Raw genomic sequence first — 20,617 nt, 5'->3', positions numbered from 1 at the left:
ATGAGTGACGACGCTCTGTGCGCGGTGGCTCGTGCCGGACTACGGGCGTGGCTGCATGCCGGTCGGGTTCAGCCCCTGAGCAGGCGCACCTGGCCGGCGGGGAGTTTCGGCCACCAGTGGTGATAGCGGCGGTAGACCTCGGTGTCGCGGTCGGCCAGCAGCGCCATCAGTGACGCGGCCTCCGCGGCGAGTGCGTCCCACACGGTGGTCGGCAGGTCGTGGAACGCCGTGGCCTCCACACCACCGTCGACCGCCCGCCACACGCCGGCGACCCGGCCGTCGATCAGGAGCGTGGGCAGCACGTCGCCGTTCACCCGGATCACCAGACGGCGATACGCCGGGGGAATCACGCGGCTGCGGTCGGCGTGGGCCAGCAGGACGCTGTCCCACATGGCCATGAGCCGGGGCGGGGCCGGCGTGTCCGCCGGCGGACGCGAGGCCCCCGGCACGTCGTACAGCAGGGTTCCTTCGGGCCCCCGGAGCTGCTCCACCTCGTCGCCGAGGGCCGACAGAGCCTGGCGTACGGGTGCTCGCGGCACCATGACGAACTGCGCGACGTCCGCCACCGACGCGGGCCCGAAACCCCCCAGGTACCGCAGGACGAGGTGGCGCAGCGCCTCCGGCACCGGCGCCCGCCCCCGGGGCACGGGACCCGTCCGTGCCGCGACGAACGACGACCGGACGCCGAACGACCACGGCCCGCCGGTCGGGACGTGCAGCAGCGGCGCGTACGCCTTGAGCCCCCACCACGCCCCGGCCATCTTCTCCGCCCCGACCCGCTCCGCCAGCCAGTCCTGCGCCTCGGCGGCCGTCCGGGGCCGGTCCGCGAAGTCCAGCAGTTCGGGGACGAGCGCCTCGCCGTCGGCCGGCGTGAGCCCCGCCGCGGCGAAGCGGTACCCGAGCCGCGAGGCGTACAGCGTCTGCTGCATCGCCTCCCGGAAGACCTGGTAATCGTCCCCGTGGACCGCGTGCAGCGTGATCCGCATCAGCGTCGCCTTGACCACCGCGCGCTCCGCGAAGGCGACGTCGAGCTCCTCCGGCGCGAAGCCGGCCAGCCGGTTCCACAGCGCCACGTACGGCGAAGCGGCATGCTGCGCCTGCAACGCCACCACGCGCCGCACCGCCTCCCCGGCGCCCAGCGCCTCCCGCCCCAGCAGCAACTGGCGTCCGAGCGTGGCACGGTTGAGTTCCTGCGCGGTGATGTCCACGCCGGGGATTCTGCCGTGCCCCCACCGGAGGCACCGGCTCCGGCGCCGTGGCCTGGATCACATGGCTTGGATTGAGTGGGCGGCGGGGGAGATGTCCGTACACAGGGGTGTCGGGGCGGTGCCGGATGCGAGGATGAGGCGCCATGACGGTCGGGTGGTGTGTTCGCGCGATGCGGGCCGCGGTGTTCGCGGCCGTCTGTGTCGTGCTCGCCGCCCTCGGGCACGTGATGATGTCCGGTGACCACGTGCCCCTGCCGACGCTGCTGGCCGGCTGGGTCGCGGCGGGCCTGGCGGGCTGGTGCCTCGCGGGCCGCGAGCGCGGACTCCTGCTGGTCGTCACCGTCGCCGTGACCGTCCAGACGGCGCTGCACTCGGCGTTCTCGCTCGGACCGCCGGCCGCGGCCGGATCCGGGTCCGGGTTCGACTCCATGGACACGCCGCCCATGCGCCATGCCGTGGGATCCATGCGTCACGGCATGAGCCACGTGACGACCCCGGGCGCCATGGACTCCATGGGCTCCGTCGCCCCTCACACAGGGCATCTTCCCGGCGGTGACTCGTCCCTCGGCATGCTCGCCGCCCACCTCCTGGCCGCCCTGTTGTGCGGCCTGTGGCTGGGCCACGGAGAACGGGCCGCCTTCCGGCTGCTGCGCGCCGTGGGCAGCCGGCTCGCCGCACCGCTGCGGCTCCTGTTCGCCCTGATCGCACCGCCGCCCCCGCCCGTACGCGAACGACGGCGGCCGGCGCACCGTACGCCGCACCGGCTCCTTCTCGTCCACGCGATCACCACCCGGGGACCGCCCGCGGGGGCCGCTGCCGCCTGACGGCAGCCGGTGGTACCCCGGGGCAGCCCCTGCGCGTCCCGGCCGGGGCCGTGCGTCCGTATCCGCGCGCACCCGCAGGCGCTCAACGCCTCGCCCGCGCCCTACGGGACGCCCGCCCCCCTCCCCGCTCACGGGACCGTTCAGCCATGCGCGCACGCCGGGCCTCAGGGTCCGCCCACCCGCGTCCTCGCGGTCCCGCACGACGAGAAGGACATCAGGTGATCACTCCTGCCCCGCCCCTTACGCACGCGAGACCGGCGCCGGCCGACGAGTCGATAACCGCCTGGGCGCTGGCCGCCCGCGGCGGCGACTCCGTGGCCGTCGACCACTTCGTACGGGCCCTGCACCGTGACGTCACCCGGTACGTCGTCCATCTGTGCGCCGACCCCCAGGCGGTGGACGATCTGGCGCAGGACACGTTCCTGCGGGCGCTCGGCAGCCTGCACCGGTTCGAGGGCCGCTCCTCGGCGCGGACCTGGCTGCTGGCGATCGCCCGGCGCGCGGTGGCCGACAGCATCCGGTCCACCGCGGTGCGCCCCCGCCCGGCGGACCTGCCGGACTGGGAGCCGGCCGCCGAACTCGCCCAGCCGCGCGGCCTGCCCGGTTTCGACGACGGCGTTGCGCTGCTGGAGTTGCTGGCGGGACTGCCGTACGAACGCCGTGAGGCGTTCGTCCTCACGCAACTGCTCGGTCTGCCCTACGCGGAGGCCGCCGTGCTGAGCAAGTGCCCCGTCGGCACGGTCCGTTCCCGCGTGGCCCGCGCCCGGGCGACGCTCCTCGCCCAGCTCGCCGCCGCGGAGGAACCGGACCCGGCTCTCGTGGCGGCCTGACACCCGTCGAAGAGCGCACGGTGCCCGCCCACCGCCGTCCGGCGGGCACCGGCGGTGAACGGACACCCGGGATCGTCAGCGTTGCCGGTCGGCACTCCCGTCGGTCCGTGCCTCCACCTCCCTCCAGAAGGGGCCGACCCGCGCGTTGAACACCTCCGGCACCTCCTGGAACGGCTGATGCGCCTCCCCGGGCAGCAGGTCGAACACGGCACCCGGGATGCTGTCCGCGACCGCCCGGCCGAGGCGCGGCGGTGTGGCGAGGTCGAGTTCCCCGGCCAGCACGAGGGTCGGGACGCCGATGCCGCCGAGGCGGTCGAGGGTGTCGTGACCGGCGAACGCCACGAGTTGGCGCTGGAAGGCCTCGGCGGACTGCGGATGCTCGAAGGCGAGGGTCTCGTCGATGAAGCGGTCGACCGTGCCGTCGGCGTGGGCGCGCGGGGTGTAGATCCACAGGTAGAACGCCTCCAGCATGGCCCGCTCGTCCGGGGCGCGTTCGACCATCCAGTTCCAAAAGCGCGTCATGGTCCGGAAGTAGGGATCCGGGCGGGCCATCGTGCTCATGAGGACGAGACTGCGGACCGGGCCGGGATGGCGGAGGGCCAGCTCCTGGGCGATGAAACTGCCGCCCGAGAAGCCCGCGACGTGCGCCGTCGGAATCCCGAGCGCGCGCAGCAGCGCCGCCGCGTCGTCGGCCATCTGCGCTACGGAGAGCGGGCCGTCGGGCAGCGGGCTGCGGCCCGCGCCGCGGTTGTCGAACGCGGTGAGCCGGTAGCGGTCCGCGAACCCGTCGAGCTGTGCCCGCCACGCCTCGGCGGGGTCTCCGAGCCCCGCGACGAGCAGGACGTCGGGTCCCTCGCCCCGCTGCTCCGCCCAGAGGTGCACCCCGTCGGCGTCGACCATTCGACCCATGGCCGTCACCCTCGCGCCGGACGGATGTTCTGATTGGCGTGGAAGAAGTTGTCCGGGTCGTAGGTCCGTTTGACCCGGGCGAGCCTGTCGTAGTGGTCGCGGTACGTCGCCCGGACGCGTTCCTCCCCCTCGCCCGAGCCCATGAAGTTCACGTACGAGCCGCCCATCGAGTACGGGTGCAGCGCCTCCTGGTAGTCCACGCACCACTGCCTGATCATCCCCGCGTTGGCGGGGTCGGGGTCGACGCCGGCGAAGACGCCGGACCAGAGCGCGTCCCGGTGGCTCCACGCGGTGTCGTCCGGGGCGACCCGGTGGACGGCCCCGTCGATCGGGTAGAGGTGCATCAGTGACAGCGGCGTCGGGATGTTCCGGCCGTACTCGAGGTGCACGTCCAGTGCGGCGTCGGGAATGTGGTCGAAGAAGTCGCCCCGCCAGTACCACTGGTAGCCGGTGGGGATCAGCTCGTCGAACATGCTCTGCAACGCGTCGTACGGCATCGGCGTCGTGAAGTGGAAGGCGGGCCGCCCTGGGTCGTTCACCACCGACAGCGTCTCGTCGAGCCGGGCTGGATCACCCGTGCAGCACCACACGACGGCGCACACCTTCCGCCCGTGGAGCTCCACGGGGAAGGGCGGGCCGGACGGGACGACGAGGACGGCGAAGAAGCCGTAGACGTCCTCGGGGGCGGCGGGGAGGAACTCGCGGTACCAGGCCAGCACCTCGCGCGTGCTGTCGACCGGCCAGACCGTCACCCCGGCCCCGACCGTGCCCACCGGGTGCAGCCGGTAGGTGAGGGAGGTCGCGATGCCGAAGTTGCCGCCGCCGCCCCGCAGGGCCCAGAACAGGTCCGGGTGCTCGGTCTCGCTCGCGGTGACGAAGCTGCCGTCCGCCGGCACCACGTCGGCGGCGATCAGGTTGTCCACGGTCAGCCCGTACTTGCGGGTGAGATAGCCGTGGCCGCCGCCGAGCGTCAGACCTCCCACCCCCGTCATGGAGATGATGCCGGTGGGAGTGGCGAGGCCGAAGGCCTGGGTGGCGTGGTCGAGGTCGCCGAGGTGACTGCCGCCGCCGACCTCGGCGGTCCGCGCCTCGGGGTCGACCCGGACCCAGCGCATCGGCGACAGGTCGATCGTGACGCCGTCGTCCACCAGGCAGAGGCCGGGGCCGCTGTGGCCGCCGCCCCGCACGGCGAGTTCCAGGCCGTGGTCACGCACGTAGGCGACCGCGGCCATCACGTCGGCGGCGTCCGTGCACGGGACGAAGGCGGCGGGCCGTTTGTCGATCATCGCGTTGTAGATCTTGCGGGCCTGGTCGTAGCCGGAGTCCGCAGGGCCGATCACCGGCCCCCGCAGCGCGGTCCGCATCTCTTCCAGGATGGCGGTGTCCATGGCGATCTCCCCGGGAGGCGTGACCATGCCGACCTCACCAGCGTCCCGCTGACCGCCCCTTCCCGCACATCCGGGGGATCCCCGCCGTCCGGAGTCCGGCAATGACTCGGAAGGTATGCGGCAGGGGCCGGCGGCATCAGGCGAGGGTGACCTCCACGGGCAGCTTCTTGATGGCGCCAGGGCGTGGCCGCGATGGTGCTGCGCGAGTCCAAGGCATGGGACCAGTCAGGTTCGAGCGGGGAGATCCGCTCGGGCCGCCCGCACCACCGTGCGCCGCACCCCCCACCGCCGGTTGCGGTACCGGCCGGCCACCCGGCACACCGCGTAGATCGTGAACGAGATCGTCGTGACGTAGGGGCTGATGGGGATGCTGCTGCCCAGGGCGAGCAGGATGCCGCCCTCGATGGAGACCACGGCGAACACCACGCTCAGCGTGGGCAGCAGCACCGGCGACGCGGTGACGCGGGAGGCGGCAGCGGCCGGGGTGACGACCAGGGACAGCACCAGCAGCGCGCCGACGATCTGCACCGACAGGGCGACCGCGAGCCCGAGCACCAGCATGAACGCGAAGGACAGCGCACGCACCGGCACCCCGCGGGCCTGCGCCACGTCCGGATCCGTGCTGGCGAAGGCCAGCGGACGCCACATGACCGCCAGGGCCGCCAGCACCAGGACGGAGGTGCCCAGCAGCCAGGACATCTGCGGGGTGTCGACGGCGACGATCTGCCCGGTGAGCAGCCCGAACTTGTTGGCCGCCCGGCCCTTGTACAGAGCGAGGAAGAGCACGCCGAGTCCCAGGCCGAACGGCATGATGATGCCGATCACCGAGTTGCGGTCCCGGGCCCGGGACCCGAGGACGCCGATGGCACCGGCGGCCAGGAGCGAACCGGCGATCGAGCCGGCCACGATGTTCGCGTCGAGCAGCAGGGCCGCCGAGGCGCCCGCGAACGACAGCTCACTGATGCCGTGCACCGCGAACGGCAGGTCCCGCATCAGGACGAACACCCCGGCGAGCCCGCCCACCAGGCCCAGTGCCACGCCTGCGACGAGGGAGTTGCGGACCAGGGCGAGGAGTTCGCCGTAGTCGGTGAAGTCGAAGATCTGGTGCCAGATCCCGTCGGCGAGTGTCATGCGCGCACTCCGTCGCTCTCGTGGGCCCGCTCGGGGTGGTGCGGCGGGCGGGCGGTCTCGTCGGGAGCCCCCGCGACCACCACCCGGCCCCGGACGCGGAGCACGTCGACCTGCGTGCCGTAGAGGCGGGACAGCGACTCGGAGGTCAGCACCTCCTGCGGGGTCCCGGCCCGGTGGCCGCCGGGGGCCAGGTACAGCACCCGGTCGGCCATGCCCAGCACCGGGTTGATCTCGTGCGTCACGAACACGACCGCCGTGCCGTGGGAGCGGCGCCGGGCGTCGATCAGCTCGGTGACGGCCCGCTGGTGGTGCAGGTCGAGCGACAGCAGCGGCTCGTCGCACAGCAGGAGACGAGGGTCGGTCGCCAGGGCCTGCCCGATGCGCACGCGCTGCCGTTCGCCGCCGGAGAGCATCCCGAGCGGGACGTCGGCGTAGGCCGAGGCGCCGACCGACTCGAGGATCTCGTCCACCCTGCGGCGGATGCCGGCGGTGCGCAGCCGCGGCCCGAAACGGTGGCCGTCGACGCCGAACCGGACGAGGTCCCGGGCGCGCAGCACGGCCTGCGTGGACAGGGCCGCCTGCTGCGGGACGTAGCCGATGTGCCGGGCGGCTTCGCGTGCCGGCCGGCCGAGGACGGTCAGCGTGCCGGCGGACAGCGGCCGACGGCCTAGCAGCGCCCGCACGAAGCTGGTCTTGCCCGCGCCGTTGGGCCCGAGCACGGCGAGGAACTCCCCGGGCCGCACGTCGAGATCGAGGCCGCTCCACACCTCGCGGTCACCGTAGGACAGGGCGGCGGCGCGCAGCGAGATGACCGGCGTGCCGCCCTGCCCGGGTATCGGGGTCACTTGGCCAGCGCGCTCGCGAGCGCGTCGACGTTGGCGGTCATCCAGCCGACGTAGTCCTTGCCGCTGGGCAGGGTCTCGGTGACGGGCACGACGGGGATGCCGGCCGCCTTGGCCGCCGCCTCGGCCTTCTCGGTCTGGGGGCCGGAGGTCTGCTCGTTGTAGACCAGGGCCTTCACCTTCTTGCCGCTGAACAGCGCGAGGCTCTGCTGGAGGACGCGCGGGGCGACGTCGTCGCCCTCCTCGACCGCCTCGCTGAACTGCGCCGGCGTCCGGTTCACCAGGCCGCTCGCCTCGGTCATGTACAGCGGTACCGGCTCCGTGATGGCGATGCCCTCACCGCCGTGCGCCTTCTTGATCCCCGCTTCCGCGGCCTCCAGCGGAGCGAGCTTCGCCTTGAAGGCGGTGGCGTTCTTCGTGAACGCGGTGGCGTCGCCGGGGTCGGCCTTCGCGAGGGCGGCGGAGATCCGGTCGGCGACCTTGGCGACGGTGGGGAAGTCGTACCAGACGTGCTCGTTGAGCTCGCCGCCCTCGGGCGCGGTCTTGCCCGACACGTCGACCGCGTTGATCACTTCGGCGGTGCCGTGGTGCCCGCCCTTGAGCATGTGGTCGACGAAGTCGTCGTAGCCCCCGCCGTTCTCGACGACGATCTTCGCCTTGGACAGGGCCAGCTGGTTCTGGGGGTCGGCCTCGTAGGAGTGCGGGTCCTGGTCGGGGTCGCTGATGACCGACGTCACGTCGACCCGGTCGCCGCCTATGCGTCGGGCTATGTCGCCCCAGACGTCCGTGGAGGCGACCACGGCCACACGGGCCGGTGCGCTCTTGCCGCCGGAGGAGTCCGACGAGCTGCCGCAGCCCGCGAGCAGGGCCAGTGACGCGCTGGTCAGCAGCGCGGCGCGGCGGGACGTGGACAGGGGCATGGCTCCTCCAGGACGGGCGTGCACAAGGGGGTCGACGGGAAGGCCGTCGGCAGGCAACACGCTAGATGGGAATGAATGTCAGAAGCGTGTAGCGGTCGAAGTCATGTGAAAACCATTGCCAACTGTTGATGTCTTCTGGACTGACTATCCAGGTTCTGGACTTCTGGTCTAAAGTGATGACGCGAGAGGGGGCGACCATGGGTGACGCTCTGAGCGCCGAGCGGGACGCGATCCTCGCCGCGCTGAAACCGGTCGTGCACGGGATCGCGGCGACCTTCGGGCCCGTCTGCGACGTCGTGCTGCACGACTACCGGATCCCGGAGCGATCGGTGGTCGCGGTGGCCGGAGCGGTGACCGGGCGTACGGTCGGCGGCGCCATGAGCGAGATCGGCATGCGCGTCCTCGCCGGCGGCGACGAGGCGTCCGACGAACTGAACTACGTCAGCCGCACCCGCGACGGCACGCCGGTGAAGTCCTCCACGATGGTGCTCCGGGACTCCACGGGAGCCGTGTTCGGCGCCCTCTGCATCAACGTGGACGTCGGCGCGGTCACCCGGGTCCACGACCTGCTCGGCGCGCTCGCCGGAGCCGGCGCCGCCGCTCCGGCCGAGCTCCCGACGACCACCTTCGGCAACGACATCGACTCCGTGGTCGACGCCCTCGTCGACGCCCACCGGTCCCGGCAGCGGGGCAGCTGGGCGGAGCTCGACCGCGCGGAGCGCGTGGAACTGTTCAGGGGGCTGGACACCCGCGGGGTCTTCGCCGTGCGCGGCGCCGTCGAACAGGTCGCCGCCCGGCTCGGCATCTCCCGCGCCTCGGCCTACAACTACCTCTCCCGGGCCCGGGCGGCCCACAGCGCTTCCACCGGAGGATCCGCGTGACGACCACCACCCCAGCGGTCACCCTCGACGACGTCCGGGACGCCGCCGCCCGGCTCGAGGGCGTCGCCCACCGCACGCCCGTGCTGCGCTCCCGCACCCTGGACGCGCTCGCCGGCGCCGAGGTCTTCCTCAAGTGCGAGAACTTCCAGCGCGTGGGCGCCTTCAAGTTCCGCGGCGCCTACAACGCCGCCTCCCGTCTCACCCCCGAGCAGCTGTCCCGGGGTATCGCCGCCTACTCCTCCGGCAACCACGCCCAGGCCGTCGCCCTGGCCGCCCGCGAGCTGGGCACCACCGCCGTCATCGTCATGCCGGAGGACGCCCCGCCCTCGAAGCGGGCCGCCACCGTCGGCTACGGGGCCGAGATCGTCACGTACGACCGCTACACCGGGGACCGCGTCGCGATCGCCGAGGCCCTCGCCGCCGACCGCGGCCTCGCCCTCATCCCTCCCTACGAGCATCCGCACGTCATGGCCGGGCAGGGCACGGCCGCCCTCGAACTCCTCGAGGAGGTGGGGGAGCTGGACGCGCTGCTCACACCGGTCGGCGGCGGCGGGCTGATGGCCGGCAGTGCCACGGCCGCCAAGGGACTGCACCCCGGCATCCGGACGGTCGGTGTCGAGCCGGAGGCCGGGGACGACACGAAGCGCTCGCTGGAAGCGGGGCGGCGCGTCAGCATCCCGGTGCCGCACACCATCGCCGACGGCCAGGCCCTGCACACCCCGGGAGAGCTGACGTTCTCGGTCAACCGACGGCTCCTCGACGAGGTCGTCCTGGTCGGTGACGACGAGATCCGGGACGCGATGCGGTTCGCCTTCGAGCATCTGAAGATCGTCGTCGAGCCGAGCGGCGCCACCCCGCTGGCCGCCCTGCTCACGGGCAGAGTGGGGCCCCTTCCCCCGCGCGTCGGTGTCGTCATCTCCGGCGGCAACATCGACGCCGGACGCTTCGCCGAGCTCTGCGGCGGCGCCACCCACTGAATGGCGCCGCCCGGAGAGCCGACGGAGGATGGAAGCAAACCTCACCGAGGAGGAGCGTCATGCTTGAGGTGAAGACGCTCGACAAGCCGGACGAGCGGCGCGACTACCCCCGGGGCCATCTGGAAGCCGTCCACATGACAGGGCTCGACTTCGCCGTGGCCACCTTCGAGCCGGGCTGGCGCTGGTCCGAGTCCGTGGCCCCGATCGCGGGGACGGACAGCTGCCGGATCCACCACAACGGCTACGTCGTCTCGGGCCGTATGCACATCCGCATGGACGACGGCGCGGAGAGCGAGGTGGGACCGGGCGACGTGTTCGTCTGCGCGCCCGGCCACGACGCCTGGGTCGTCGGCGACGAGCAGTGCGTGGTGTACGACTTCGCGGGCAGCATGGCCAAGGAGTACGCCAAGAAGGACTAGTGCCGCGACGGGGGCGACCTCGCCTGCCGCTGCGGCACTGGGCGCCGTCATCCGGTCACACCGGCAGCAGCCGGGCCACCAGTGCGCTCAGCTGCCGGGCGTTGCGGCACTCGTGCATCTCGACCATTTCGGCGTAGGCGGGCGCGACGGAGTCTCCCGTACCCCAGCGGGAACGCTGCTCGGGGTTAAGCCAGTGGACGCGTCGGGCGCGCTCGGCGATCTGCCGCAGGGCGGGCAGATTCGGGTCGCTCCGGTTCGTACGGGCGTCACCCAGGACGAACACGGTGGCGCGGGAACCGGCCGCGTCCGCGTACCGCTCGGCGAACTCGCCCAGAGCCATGCCGTAGTCGCTGCTTCCGTGATAGCCCGTGACGGCCGCCTCCGCCTGGATGCGGGCGCCCAGCCCTTCCGGATCGGCCCGCCCGTGCTCCAGCAGGCCCGTCACCTCGTCGATCCGGTTGACGAAGGCGAACACGCGCACCTTGCTGAACTGGTCGTGCAGCGCCTGCACCAGCAGCATCGTGAAGTCGGAGAAGCCGGAGACCGACCCCGACACGTCGCACAGCAGCACCAGTTCGGGTCGGGCCGGCCGCCTCCGGCGCAGCACCGGCTTCATCGGCACCCCGCCCGTCGACAGCGAACCGCGCAGGGTCCGCCGCAGATCGATCGTGCCCCGGGAGGCGCGGCGGCGCCGGGCCGCCAGCCGGGTCGCGAGCTTGCGGGCCAGCGGCTGCACCGTCCGGCGCAGCTCGGCCAGCCGGTCCTGCCCGGCGAACAGGAAGTCCACCCGGTCCGCGGTCGGGGCCACCGCCCGCCGGGCGATCTCGTCCCGGCCGCGCCGCTCGGCCACCCGCCGCCGTGCCTCCGCGGCCACGAGGTCGCGGAAGGTGTCGATGCGCCGCCGGATCTCGTCCTCCAGCAGCCGGTCCGCGAACCCCCGCCTCCCGCCCTGCCCCCGGACGGTGTCCCGCACCCGGGCCAGCAGCGTCTGCGGCCGTAGCCGTTCGAGGGCCTGGTACGACGACCAGCCGTCCGACTCCGGCGAGGAACCGTAGCCGCCGAAACCGTCGACCGCCTCGATCGCCAGCCGGCCCAGCATCTCCCGGTCGTCGGCGGCCAGGGCGTCGGCCAGCCGGTCCCGCAGCTCCTCGCGCCCCACCGCCCGGTGCTCGGGGCCGCCGACTCCGCGCGGGAAGTACAGGTCGAAGACCGCATCGAAGACCTGCCGTTGCGCGGGCCCGTGCAACAGCGTCGCCGCGAGCCCCTCGCGCAGCAGCTCCCGGTCGGCGAGCCCGAGTTCCCCGACCGCCCGTGCCGCGTCGACCGTCTCGCCGGTGCCGATCCGCACACCGTGCGCGCGCAACGCCCCGACCAGCGACGTCAGCCGCTCGGCGACACCCGCCGGGGCGGTCCCAGGGCTGTTCACAGGGCGTCCAGGTCGAGCTTGGCGGACGCCTTGAGGACGTCGTCCTGATGCTTGAGGAGCACCCCGAGCGTGGCCTTCACGACCGTCTCGTCCAACGACTCGGCGCCGAGCGCGAGCAAGGTGTGCGCCCAGTCGACGGTCTCGGCGACCGACGGCACCTTGCGCAGGTCCATCGCCCGCAGCGCACCCACGACCCGGACGACCGAACGGGCCAGGGTCTCGTCGAGCCCCGGCACCTTCAGCCGTACGATCCGGCGCTCCAGCTCCTCGTCGGGGAAGCCGATGTGCAGGAAGAGGCAGCGGCGGCGCAGCGCCTCGGACAGCTCCCGGCTCGCGTTGGAGGTGAGGACGACGAAGGGACGGCGCGTCGCGGTGATGGTGCCGAGCTCGGGGACGGTCACCTGGAAGTCGCTGAGCACCTCCAGCAGCAGGCCCTCCACCTCGACGTCGGCCTTGTCGGTCTCGTCGATCAGCAGCACCTTGGGGTCGTCGCCCCGGATCGCGGTCAGAAGGGGCCGGGTCAGGAGGAACTCCTCGCTGAAGATGTCCGTACGGGCCTCGTCCCACGTCTCGTCGCGGCCCGCGCTGATGCGCAGGAGCTGCTTGGCGTGGTTCCACTCGTACAGCGCCCGGGACTCGTCGACCCCCTCGTAGCACTGCAGGCGCACCAGCCGCGCCCCGGCCACCTCGGCGACGGCCTTGGCGAGTTCCGTCTTGCCGACGCCGGCCGGGCCCTCCACCAGGAGCGGCTTGCCGAGGCGGTCGGCGAGGAAGACGGTCGTGGCGACGGCGGGCGAGGCGAGGTAGCCGGTCGCGGCGAGGCGTGCGGAGACGTCGTCGACGGATGTGAACAACGGTGGCCTCCAGGACGGCGGCGTGGGAAGGACGGGCAGGCACTATCTAAGCGCTTGTTCACCCACGCTGTCACGGGGTGCCTGCCCGGCCCGACGGTAAAGCCGAACGGTTTCCTGGAGATGGCGTTGAGGGATGGCGGCGCGCCGCTCCTGCAGCGACCGCTCGGGAACCGGAGGTGATCGCGATCCTGCCCTGAGCACGAAGGCGGGCTCAGTCCTCGCCGACGAGGATCACCTCCAGCGTGCGCGGACCGTGCACCCCCTCCACGCGGTCCAGCTCGATGTCACTGGTCGCCGACGGCCCGGAGATCCACGTCAACGGGCGTGCCGGGTCGAGGCGTTCGAGCCCCTGCGGCACCGACGACACGACCTGGCCGGGCACCCGCACCACACAGATGTGGTGGTCCGGGACGAGGGTGATCCGGCGCCGGCCCTGGTCGGGCGAGCCGTCCAGCACGATGGTGCCGGTCTCCGCGATCGCGACCGCACAGGCCGTCACCACACTGTCCACCCGGTCCAGGTCACCCGGACTGCTCCCGGCCCGGTCGTCCACCCGCGTCACCCCGGTCACCGCCAGCCACTGCTCGTCCAGCCCCGGCGGCACCAGCACCGAAGCGGCCCCGCGCTCGTCCAGCAGCTCCGCGATCAGACCGGGCAGTCCGGCGGGGTCCGTGCGGTGCACGAGCGCCCGGTAGTCCGCCAGGTTCTCGGCGAGCAGCTCCACCGTCTCCGTGGCGGTCCGCTGCCCGTGCTCGCGCAGGTAGTCCCTCACGATCGGCGTCTCGTCGGCCGGTGCGTCCGCCAGCGCGCGCCGCACCCGCCCCAGGATCCGTTCCCTGCTGTTCACCTGTCCCCGTCCTTCCCGTCACGCGTGCGCTGCCACCAGTCCCGGAACGGTTCGGAGGGCACCGGCGGCAGCTCCCGGGTCCCGCTCCAGGCCCGGCCGGGGCCGGGCAGCGTCCTGGGATGGAAGCGACGGGTCCGGGAGGCGGCGCGCTGGCCCGTGCGCAGTGCGCCCGCGTGGAGGAACGCCCAGCGGGCCGCACGCATCGCCGCCCGCTCGGCGGCATGCCCCTTCGCGGGCCGCAGCACCACCTTGTTGCCGGCCTGCGTGACCTCACCGCCCTGCACCACCCGCTCCCGCAGGTGCACCAGCACTTCCGGGATGTCGATGGCGACCGGGCACACCTCGTAGCACGCCCCGCACAGCGACGAGGCGTACGGCAGCGAGGCGTCGATCTCGCTTCCCGTGCCCCGCAGTTGAGGGCTGAGGATCGCGCCGATCGGCCCCGGGTACACCGAGCCGTAGGCGTGGCCGCCCGCCCGCTCGTAGACGGGGCACACGTTGAGGCACGCCGAGCAGCGGATGCAGCGCAGTGCCTGCCGGCCGACCTCGTCGGCGAGGGTGTCGGTGCGGCCGTTGTCCAGCAGCACCAGATGGAAGTTCTGCGGGCCGTCCTCGTCCGTGGTGCCGGTCCATGTCGAGGTGTAGGGGTTCATGCGCTCGGCCGTCGAGGAGCGGGGGAGTGTCTGCAGGAAGACCTCCAGGTCCTGCCACGTCGGCACGATCTTCTCGATGCCCACGACCGAGATCAGCGTCTCGGGCAGGGTCAGGCACATCCGGCCGTTGCCCTCGGACTCCACCACCACGAGCGTTCCCGTCTCGGCGACCATGAAGTTGGCGCCGGAGATGCCGACCTTGGCCCGCAGGAACTTCTCCCGCAGGTGCAGACGGGCGGCCTCGGCGAGTTCGGCGGGCGTGTCCGTGAGATCCTCGGGAGCAGGACGGCCCCACTCGCTCATCTCACGGGTGAAGATGTCCCGGATCTCGCCCCGGTTGCGGTGGATGGCCGGGACCAGGATGTGCGAGGGCCGGTCCCTGCCCAGCTGCACGATCAGCTCGGCCAGATCGGTCTCGTAGGCGCGGATGCCCTCGGCCTCCAGGGCCTCGTTCAGGCCGATCTCCTGCGTGGCCATCGACTTGACCTTGACGACCTCCGACTCGCCGGTCATCTGCACGAGCCGGGTGACGATCTCGTTGGCCTCGTCCGCGTCGGCGGCCCAGTGCACGACACCGCCCGCGGCCGTCACCGCCTCCTCCAACTGCACGAGGTAGCGGTCGAGACGGCGCAGCGTGTGGTCCTTGATCCGCTTCCCCGCCTCGCGCAGCTCCGCCCAGTCGGACACCTCGGTGACGGCCTTCGCCCGCTTGGCGCGGATGGTGTGTGTGGCGTGCCGCAGATTGCCGCGCAGGGTCGCGTTCCCCACCGCCTCCCGGGCGGCCTCCGGAAACGCCGGCATGCCGAGATACGTCCCGCTCATACGGCCGCCTCCTCCTCCGTGCTCGCCAGGATCTCCGCGATGTGCACCGGCCGCATGCCGGTCCGCAGCCGGGCCATCGTCCCGCCGATGTGCATCAGACAGGAGTTGTCCGCCGCGCACAGCACCTCGGCACCCGTCGACTCGGCGTTGCGCACCTTGTCCGCCCCCATCGCCGCCGAGACGTCGGAGTTCTTCAGCGCGAAGGTGCCGCCGAACCCGCAGCACTCGTCCGCGCCCGGCAGCTCGACCAGCTCCAGGCCCTTCACCGCCTGGAGCAGCCGCAGCGGCCGCTCACCGAGTCCGAGTCCGCGCAGCCCGTGACAGGTCGGGTGGTACGTCACCTTGTGCGGGTAGTACGCCCCGACATCCGACACACCCAGCACGTCGACCAGGAACTCCGTCAGCTCGTACGTCTTCGGCACCACCGGCGCCACTGTGGCCGCGAGCGCGTCCCCGCGCCCCTCCGCCCGGGCCCGTTCGCCCATCCGCGGATACAGCTCCCGCACCATCGCCCCGCACGACCCGGACGGTGTCACGATCGCCTCGTACTCGCCGAATACATCGGAGAAATGCCGGGCGAGAGGCTCGGCCTGACGGCGGTACCCCGTGTTGTAGTGAGCTTGCCCGCAGCAGGTCTGCGTCATCGGGAAGTCGACGTCGACACCCAGCCTGGTCAGCAGTTTCACCACAGCGCGCCCGGTGTCCGGATACAGCGTGTCGTTGACACAGGTCAGGAACAGGGCGACACGCATCGCGGCTCCTCGTGGTCGGTCATCGGATGAGTGCAGAGTAGTCCGGGCGCGGGGCCGACGGGAGACCCCATCAACGCGCCGAGATCCATGCATGTGAGATCGATGCGCCCGGAACACAACGCGCCGAGAAATCCCACACACGCGGCGACATCAACGCGCGGCGAGCCGAGCCTGCGCGGCGCGCCACCGCTCGGTCCCGCCGCGCGGCTCGTACCGGGTGAGCGGCTGCGTGTTCACCAGCAGCCGCCGCATCCCGGCCAGGTCGCCGACCAGCCCGTCCGCCCGCGCCTGCACCAGGACGTTCCCCAGGGCCGCCGCCTCGGTGGGCCCGGCCACCACCGGCAGGCCGCACGCGTCGGCGGTCAGCTGGCACAGCAGGGCGTTGCGCGTACCGCCCCCCACCACGTGCACGACGTCGACCGGGTGACCGGCGAGCCGCTGGGCGTCCTGGACCGCCCTGCGGTGGGCGAGCGCGAGGGAGTCGAGGATGCAGCGCGTCACCTCGGCCGGCGACTCCGGCACCGGCTGCCCCGAGACCCGGCACGCATCGGCGATCCGCTCCGGCATCCGCCCGGGCGCGAGGAACGCCGCGTCGCCCGCGTCCACGACCGACCGCAGCGCCGGCACCTTGGACGCCTCCAGCAGCAGCGCGCCTAGATCCGGGTCGCCCCAGGCCCGCAGGCACTCCTGGAGCAGCCACAGCCCCATGATGTTCCGCAGATAGCGGACGGTGCCGTCCAGCCCCAGCTCGTTGGTGAAGTTGGCGGCCCGGCTCTCCTCGGTGAGCACCGGCGCGTCCAGCTCCAGACCGGCCAGCGACCAGGTGCCGGTGCAGATGTAGGCGAACCGCTCACCCGACGCGGGTACGGCGGCTACCGCGGACGCCGTGTCGTGCGACCCGACGGCCGTCACCGGCACGGGACCGGTCAGCCCCGTCTCCTCCAGCACCTCCTGCCGCAGCACCCCCGCCGGATCACCGGGCCGCCGCAGCGGCGCGAACAGCCCGAGATCGACACCGAGGCGCTCCGCGACGCCGTGCGCCCAGTCGCGGGTGCGCGGGTCGATCAGCTGGGTCGTGGACGCGTTGGTGAGTTCCGTGCCCTGCTCGCCGGTCAGCCAGTACGTCAGCAGGTCCGGCATCAGCAGCAGCCGCCGGGCCTGGGCGAGCTGGGCCGTGGAGCGGGCGGCGACGAGCTGGTACAGGGTGTTGAAGGGCGCGTACTGCAACCCGGTCGCGGCGTACAGCTCCCCGGCGGGCACGCTCGCCCACACCTTCTCCGGGACACCCTCCGTACGGGCGTCCCGGTAGTGCACGGGATTGCCGAGCAGCGCCCCGTCGGCGTCCAGCAGCCCGTAGTCCACGGCCCAGCTGTCGATGCCGAGGGAGTCGACCTGTCCCGCTGCCCGCAGCCCGTCCAGCACTCCGGCGTACAGGCCGAGCACGTCCCAGCGCAGGCCCTCCGGGACACGTACCGGCCGGTTCGGGAAGCGGTGGGCCTCGCTGAGCTCCAGCGAGTCGAGTCCGACCCGGCCGACCATGACGCGCCCGCTGGACGCGCCCAGATCGACCGCGGCGTACGACTTCACGGCCGCGCTCATCGCAGGAAGGCGGCCGCGACGCCGGCGTCGACCGGGATGTGCAGACCGGTCGTGTGGGTGAGGTCCCCACCGGTCAGCGCGAAGACGGCGTTGGCGACGTGCTCGGGGAGCACCTCGCGCTTGAGGATGGTCCGCTGGGCGTAGAACTCGCCCAGCTTCTCCTCCTCCACCCCGTACACGGCGGCCCGCTGGGCGCCCCACCCGCCGGCGAAGATCCCCGAGCCACGCACCACGCCGTCCGGGTTGACTCCGTTGACGCGGATGCCGTGCTCGCCCAGCTCGGCCGCGAGCAGCCGCACCTGGTGGGCCTGGTCGGCCTTGGTGGCGGAGTAGGCGATGTTGTTGGGCCCGGCGAACACGGCGTTCTTCGAGGCGATGTAGACGATGTCGCCGCCCAGTTCCTGGGCGGTCATCACCCGGGCCGCCTCCCGCGACACCAGGAAGGAACCGCGGGCCATGATGTCGTGCTGGAGGTCCCAGTCCTTGGCGGAGGTCTCCAGCAGCGGCTTGGAGATCGAGATGCCCGCGTTGTTGACGACGAGATCGACTCCGCCGAAGGCCAGCACGGCCGTCCGGAACGCTTCGGCGATCTGCTCCTCGCAGGTGACGTCCACCGTCACGGCGACGGCCTTGTCGGGACCGCCCAGCTCCTCGGCGACGGCGGCGGCGTTCTCACCGTTCAGATCGGCCACGACGACACACGCGCCCTCGGCCACGAGCCGGTGCGCGATGGCCTTGCCGATCCCGCTGCCGGCACCCGTCACCAGCGCCACCCGGGTCGCCAGCGCCTTGGGCTTCGGCATCCGCTGGAGTTTGGCCTCCTCGAGCGCCCAGTACTCGATGCGGAACTTCTCGGACTCCTCGATCGGCGCGTACGTGGACACGGCCTCGGCCCCGCGCATCACGTTGATGGCGTTGACGTAGAACTCACCGGCCACCCGGGCGGTCTGCTTGTCCTTGCCGAACGAGAACATGCCCACCCCGGGCACGAGCACGATGGCCGGGTCGGCGCCGCGCATGGCGGGGGAGTCGGGCTCGGCGTGCCGCCGGTAGTAGGCGGCGTACTCCTCGCGGTACTCGGCGTGCAGCTCCTTCAGCCGGGCGATCGCCTCGTCGAGCGGGGCGCTCGGCGGGAGGTCCAGCACCAGCGGCCGCACCTTGGTGCGCAGGAAGTGGTCCGGGCAGGACGTGCCGAGCGCGGCGAGCCGCGGGTGCTCCGCGCTCGCGAGGAAGTCGAGCACGACCTCGGAGTCGTCGAAGTGCCCGACCTGAGGCCGGTCCTGGGAGGCCACGGCCCGGATGTGCGGGGCGAGCGCGGCGGCCCGCTCCCGACGCTCCGCGGCACCCAGCGTGGTGTACCCCTCGATCACCGGCCCGAAGGGCTCGGGCTTGCCCCGCTCGGCGAGGAACTGCTCGGCGGTCCGGATGATGTGCAGCGAGTTCCGCTCGCACTCCTCGGAGGTGTCCCCCCAGGCGGTGATCCCGTGCCCGCCGAGCACGCACCCGACGGCCTGCGGGTTGGCCTCCTTCACAGCGGCGATGTCCAGACCCAGCTGGAAACCGGGCCGTCGCCACGGCACCCACACCACGCTGTCCCCGAAGCACTCGGCGGTCAGCTTCTCCCCGTCGGCGGCGCAGGCGAGCGCGATTCCCGAGTCCGGGTGCAGATGATCGACGTGTGCGGCCTCGACCAGCCCGTGCATGGCGGTGTCGATGGAGGGAGCGGCCCCGCCCTTGCCGTGCAGGCAGTAGTCGAACGCGGCGACCATCTCGTCCTCGCGCTCGACGCCCGGGTACACGTCCACGAGCGCCCGCATCCGGTCCAGCCGCAGCACGGCGAGCCCGGCCTCGGTCAGGGTCCCGAGATCACCACCGGACCCCTTGACCCACATCAGCTCGACATCACCGCCGGTGACGGGATCGGTCTCGGTGCCCTTGGCGGAGGCATTGCCGCCGGCGTAGTTGGTGTTCCGGGGATCGCTGCCGAGCCGGTGCGACCGGGCGAGAAGAGCGGCGGCTTCGGGATGGACAGCCATGATCAGTTCCTTTTCAAGAGACAGGGGTGTGAGGTGCCCCCTTGGGGGCGCGGGGAACTGCGCGACCAGCCACAACCGGCCCGCAGCCCGAATCAGACAGAACCTGGCAGACGCTTACGCACCCCACCCCGCCTGCTGCCCGCCCACGCGCTCGGCAACGATCCGCTCACCCCACCCGGACCGCCGATACGCAGCGAGCGGCTCGGGGTCCAGCCCCATCTCCTCTCGCACCTCACGCAGCAGAGGCCGCACATCCGTGTTGTACGCATCCATCACCACGGCATTGGCCTCCAGCACGTCCCCCGCCCGCTGCGCCGCGGCCAGCGCGTCACCGTCGACGAGCAGCGCCTTCGCCGTCGCCTCCTGCACGTTCATCACCGACCGGATGATCGCCGGGATCTTCGCCTCGATGTTGTGGCACTGGTCGAGCATGAACGCGACCTCGGGCGAGAACCCACCGCCCCGCACGACCTCGTACATGATCCGGAACAGCTGGAACGGATCCGCCGCCCCGACCATGAGGTCGTCGTCCGCGTAGAAGCGCGAGTTGAAGTCGAAGCCCCCGAGCTTCCCCTCCCGCAGCAGCGTCGCCACGATGAACTCGATGTTGGTCCCCGGCGCGTGGTGCCCCGTGTCGACGACCACCTGCGCCTTGGGTCCGAGCTTCAGACAGTGGGCGTAGGCGGTACCCCAGTCCGGCACGTCCGTCGTGTAGAACGCCGGCTCGAAGAACTTGTACTCCAGCAGCATCCGCTGCCCGTCCCCGAGCCGCTCGTAGACCTCGGCCAGCCCCTCCGCCAGCCGGTCCTGGCGCCCCCGGATGTCGTCCTGGCCGGGATAGTTCGTACCGTCGGCGAACCACAGCTTCAGGTCCGTCGAGCCCGTCGCATCCATGATGTCGATGCACTCCAGCAGATGATCGACGGCCTTGCGCCGCACGGAGGCCTCGGGGTGGCAGATGCTTCCGAGCTTGTAGGCGTCGTCCTGGAACGTGTTGGAGTTGATCGCCCCGAGCTTCACGCCCCGCTGCTCGGCGTGCTTCGCCAGCGCCGCGTAGTCGTCGACCTTGTCCCACGGAATGTGCAGGGCCACGGTCGGGGCGACCCCGGTGAACTCGTGCACCTTCGCCGCGTCGTCCAGCTTCTCGAACGGGGTGCGCGGCACCCCCTGCTGCGCGAACACCTTGAACCGCGTGCCCGAGTTCCCGTAGGCCCACGACGGCGTCTCGACGGCCTGTGTCTTGAGAGCGGCCTTCGCCGCGGCGAGCTCGGTCACGTCAGGCTCCTGTGACATCGGGTC

The 20,617-nt window shown here is 72.2% G+C and carries 19 protein-coding genes; 5 read left to right on the top strand and 14 right to left on the bottom strand.

The window, feature by feature from the left end; genetic code table 11:
* Positions 1-68: 68 nt before the first annotated feature.
* Entirely contained in the window at positions 69-1,208 is a 1,140-nt protein-coding gene (locus AB0B29_RS29435; RefSeq protein WP_362244486.1) for a winged helix DNA-binding domain-containing protein, read from the bottom strand.
* 143 nt (positions 1,209-1,351) lie between these two features.
* Between AB0B29_RS29435 and AB0B29_RS29430 the strand changes: the two genes are divergently transcribed.
* On the top strand, positions 1,352-2,032 hold the full coding sequence (locus AB0B29_RS29430) for a hypothetical protein (RefSeq protein WP_362244485.1): 681 nt from the start codon (positions 1,352-1,354) through the stop codon (positions 2,030-2,032).
* Between the two features lie 218 nt (positions 2,033-2,250).
* Positions 2,251-2,862, top strand: coding sequence for a sigma-70 family RNA polymerase sigma factor (locus tag AB0B29_RS29425; protein ID WP_362244484.1), 612 nt, complete (start codon positions 2,251-2,253; stop codon positions 2,860-2,862).
* A 75-nt stretch (positions 2,863-2,937) separates the two neighbouring features.
* Here the strand turns inward: AB0B29_RS29425 and AB0B29_RS29420 are convergent, their stop codons facing one another.
* The 5 genes from AB0B29_RS29420 to AB0B29_RS29400 form a co-directional block, all read right to left on the bottom strand.
* Entirely contained in the window at positions 2,938-3,771 is an 834-nt protein-coding gene (locus tag AB0B29_RS29420) for an alpha/beta fold hydrolase (RefSeq protein ID WP_362244483.1), read from the bottom strand.
* A 5-nt stretch (positions 3,772-3,776) separates the two neighbouring features.
* A complete protein-coding gene (locus tag AB0B29_RS29415) occupies positions 3,777-5,159 on the bottom strand; it encodes an FAD-binding oxidoreductase (protein WP_362244482.1) in 1,383 nt (460 codons plus the stop codon).
* Between the two features lie 225 nt (positions 5,160-5,384).
* Entirely contained in the window at positions 5,385-6,290 is a 906-nt protein-coding gene (locus AB0B29_RS29410) for a metal ABC transporter permease (protein ID WP_362244481.1), read from the bottom strand.
* Positions 6,287-7,135, bottom strand: coding sequence for a metal ABC transporter ATP-binding protein (locus AB0B29_RS29405; RefSeq protein WP_362244480.1), 849 nt, complete (start codon positions 7,133-7,135; stop codon positions 6,287-6,289). The genes AB0B29_RS29410 and AB0B29_RS29405 overlap by 4 nt, the downstream gene beginning before the upstream one ends.
* The gene (locus AB0B29_RS29400; RefSeq protein WP_362244479.1) at positions 7,132-8,052 is read right to left on the bottom strand and encodes a metal ABC transporter solute-binding protein, Zn/Mn family; all 921 of its coding nucleotides are present in this window, start codon (positions 8,050-8,052) and stop codon (positions 7,132-7,134) included. Before AB0B29_RS29400 ends, AB0B29_RS29405 begins: the two co-directional genes overlap by 4 nt.
* Before the next feature lie 197 nt (positions 8,053-8,249).
* Between AB0B29_RS29400 and AB0B29_RS29395 the strand changes: the two genes are divergently transcribed.
* From AB0B29_RS29395 to AB0B29_RS29385, 3 genes are read left to right on the top strand one after another with little or no spacing between them, the layout of a single operon-like run.
* Complete coding sequence (locus AB0B29_RS29395; protein WP_362244478.1) at positions 8,250-8,933, top strand: helix-turn-helix transcriptional regulator; 684 nt, start codon at positions 8,250-8,252, stop codon at positions 8,931-8,933.
* Positions 8,930-9,910 (top strand): pyridoxal-phosphate dependent enzyme, encoded by a 981-nt coding sequence (locus AB0B29_RS29390; RefSeq protein ID WP_362244477.1) that lies wholly within the window; start codon positions 8,930-8,932, stop codon positions 9,908-9,910. Before AB0B29_RS29395 ends, AB0B29_RS29390 begins: the two co-directional genes overlap by 4 nt.
* 59 nt (positions 9,911-9,969) lie before the next feature.
* On the top strand, positions 9,970-10,329 hold the full coding sequence (locus AB0B29_RS29385; protein ID WP_053673613.1) for a cupin domain-containing protein: 360 nt from the start codon (positions 9,970-9,972) through the stop codon (positions 10,327-10,329).
* Positions 10,330-10,384: 55 nt separating this feature from the next.
* On the opposite strand, the gene AB0B29_RS29380 is transcribed toward AB0B29_RS29385, so the two are convergent.
* From AB0B29_RS29380 to rhaI, 8 genes are all read right to left on the bottom strand, one after another.
* On the bottom strand, positions 10,385-11,755 hold the full coding sequence (locus AB0B29_RS29380; protein WP_362244476.1) for a vWA domain-containing protein: 1,371 nt from the start codon (positions 11,753-11,755) through the stop codon (positions 10,385-10,387).
* Positions 11,752-12,609: an AAA family ATPase gene (locus tag AB0B29_RS29375; protein ID WP_362244475.1), complete on the bottom strand. Its 858-nt coding sequence runs from the start codon at positions 12,607-12,609 to the stop codon at positions 11,752-11,754. The genes AB0B29_RS29380 and AB0B29_RS29375 overlap by 4 nt, the downstream gene beginning before the upstream one ends.
* 211 nt (positions 12,610-12,820) lie before the next feature.
* Positions 12,821-13,456: a LutC/YkgG family protein gene (locus AB0B29_RS29370; RefSeq protein ID WP_362244474.1), complete on the bottom strand. Its 636-nt coding sequence runs from the start codon at positions 13,454-13,456 to the stop codon at positions 12,821-12,823.
* Complete coding sequence (locus AB0B29_RS29365; protein WP_362244473.1) at positions 13,453-14,931, bottom strand: LutB/LldF family L-lactate oxidation iron-sulfur protein; 1,479 nt, start codon at positions 14,929-14,931, stop codon at positions 13,453-13,455. Before AB0B29_RS29365 ends, AB0B29_RS29370 begins: the two co-directional genes overlap by 4 nt.
* Positions 14,928-15,683: a (Fe-S)-binding protein gene (locus AB0B29_RS29360; protein WP_362244472.1), complete on the bottom strand. Its 756-nt coding sequence runs from the start codon at positions 15,681-15,683 to the stop codon at positions 14,928-14,930. The genes AB0B29_RS29365 and AB0B29_RS29360 overlap by 4 nt, the downstream gene beginning before the upstream one ends.
* A gap of 150 nt (positions 15,684-15,833) precedes the next feature.
* Positions 15,834-17,282 (bottom strand): rhamnulokinase, encoded by a 1,449-nt coding sequence (locus AB0B29_RS29355; protein ID WP_362244471.1) that lies wholly within the window; start codon positions 17,280-17,282, stop codon positions 15,834-15,836.
* Entirely contained in the window at positions 17,279-19,318 is a 2,040-nt protein-coding gene (locus AB0B29_RS29350) for a bifunctional aldolase/short-chain dehydrogenase (protein WP_362244470.1), read from the bottom strand. The genes AB0B29_RS29355 and AB0B29_RS29350 overlap by 4 nt, the downstream gene beginning before the upstream one ends.
* Before the next feature lie 114 nt (positions 19,319-19,432).
* Positions 19,433-20,593 (bottom strand): L-rhamnose isomerase, encoded by a 1,161-nt coding sequence (gene rhaI / locus AB0B29_RS29345; RefSeq protein ID WP_362244469.1) that lies wholly within the window; start codon positions 20,591-20,593, stop codon positions 19,433-19,435.
* Positions 20,594-20,617 lie beyond the last annotated feature (24 nt).

This window comes from Streptomyces tibetensis (assembly GCF_040647715.1).
GTDB lineage: Bacteria > Actinomycetota > Actinomycetes > Streptomycetales > Streptomycetaceae > Streptomyces > Streptomyces tibetensis_A.
This window is presented reverse-complemented; position numbering and strand designations above follow the sequence as displayed.

What these genes read in the sequence shown, in the direction of transcription:
- AB0B29_RS29430 (WP_362244485.1), top strand. Translation starts at nt 1,352, where the DNA reads ATGACGGTCGGGTGGTGTGTTCGCGCGATGCGGGCCGCGGTGTTCGCG.
- AB0B29_RS29420 (WP_362244483.1), bottom strand. Translation starts at nt 3,771, where the DNA reads ATGGGTCGAATGGTCGACGCCGACGGGGTGCACCTCTGGGCGGAGCAG.
- AB0B29_RS29415 (WP_362244482.1), bottom strand. Translation starts at nt 5,159, where the DNA reads ATGGACACCGCCATCCTGGAAGAGATGCGGACCGCGCTGCGGGGGCCG.
- AB0B29_RS29410 (WP_362244481.1), bottom strand. Translation starts at nt 6,290, where the DNA reads ATGACACTCGCCGACGGGATCTGGCACCAGATCTTCGACTTCACCGAC.
- AB0B29_RS29400 (WP_362244479.1), bottom strand. Translation starts at nt 8,052, where the DNA reads ATGCCCCTGTCCACGTCCCGCCGCGCCGCGCTGCTGACCAGCGCGTCA.
- AB0B29_RS29395 (WP_362244478.1), top strand. Translation starts at nt 8,250, where the DNA reads ATGGGTGACGCTCTGAGCGCCGAGCGGGACGCGATCCTCGCCGCGCTG.
- AB0B29_RS29385 (WP_053673613.1), top strand. Translation starts at nt 9,970, where the DNA reads ATGCTTGAGGTGAAGACGCTCGACAAGCCGGACGAGCGGCGCGACTAC.
- AB0B29_RS29365 (WP_362244473.1), bottom strand. Translation starts at nt 14,931, where the DNA reads ATGAGCGGGACGTATCTCGGCATGCCGGCGTTTCCGGAGGCCGCCCGG.
- AB0B29_RS29360 (WP_362244472.1), bottom strand. Translation starts at nt 15,683, where the DNA reads ATGCGTGTCGCCCTGTTCCTGACCTGTGTCAACGACACGCTGTATCCG.
- AB0B29_RS29355 (WP_362244471.1), bottom strand. Translation starts at nt 17,282, where the DNA reads ATGAGCGCGGCCGTGAAGTCGTACGCCGCGGTCGATCTGGGCGCGTCC.
- AB0B29_RS29350 (WP_362244470.1), bottom strand. Translation starts at nt 19,318, where the DNA reads ATGGCTGTCCATCCCGAAGCCGCCGCTCTTCTCGCCCGGTCGCACCGG.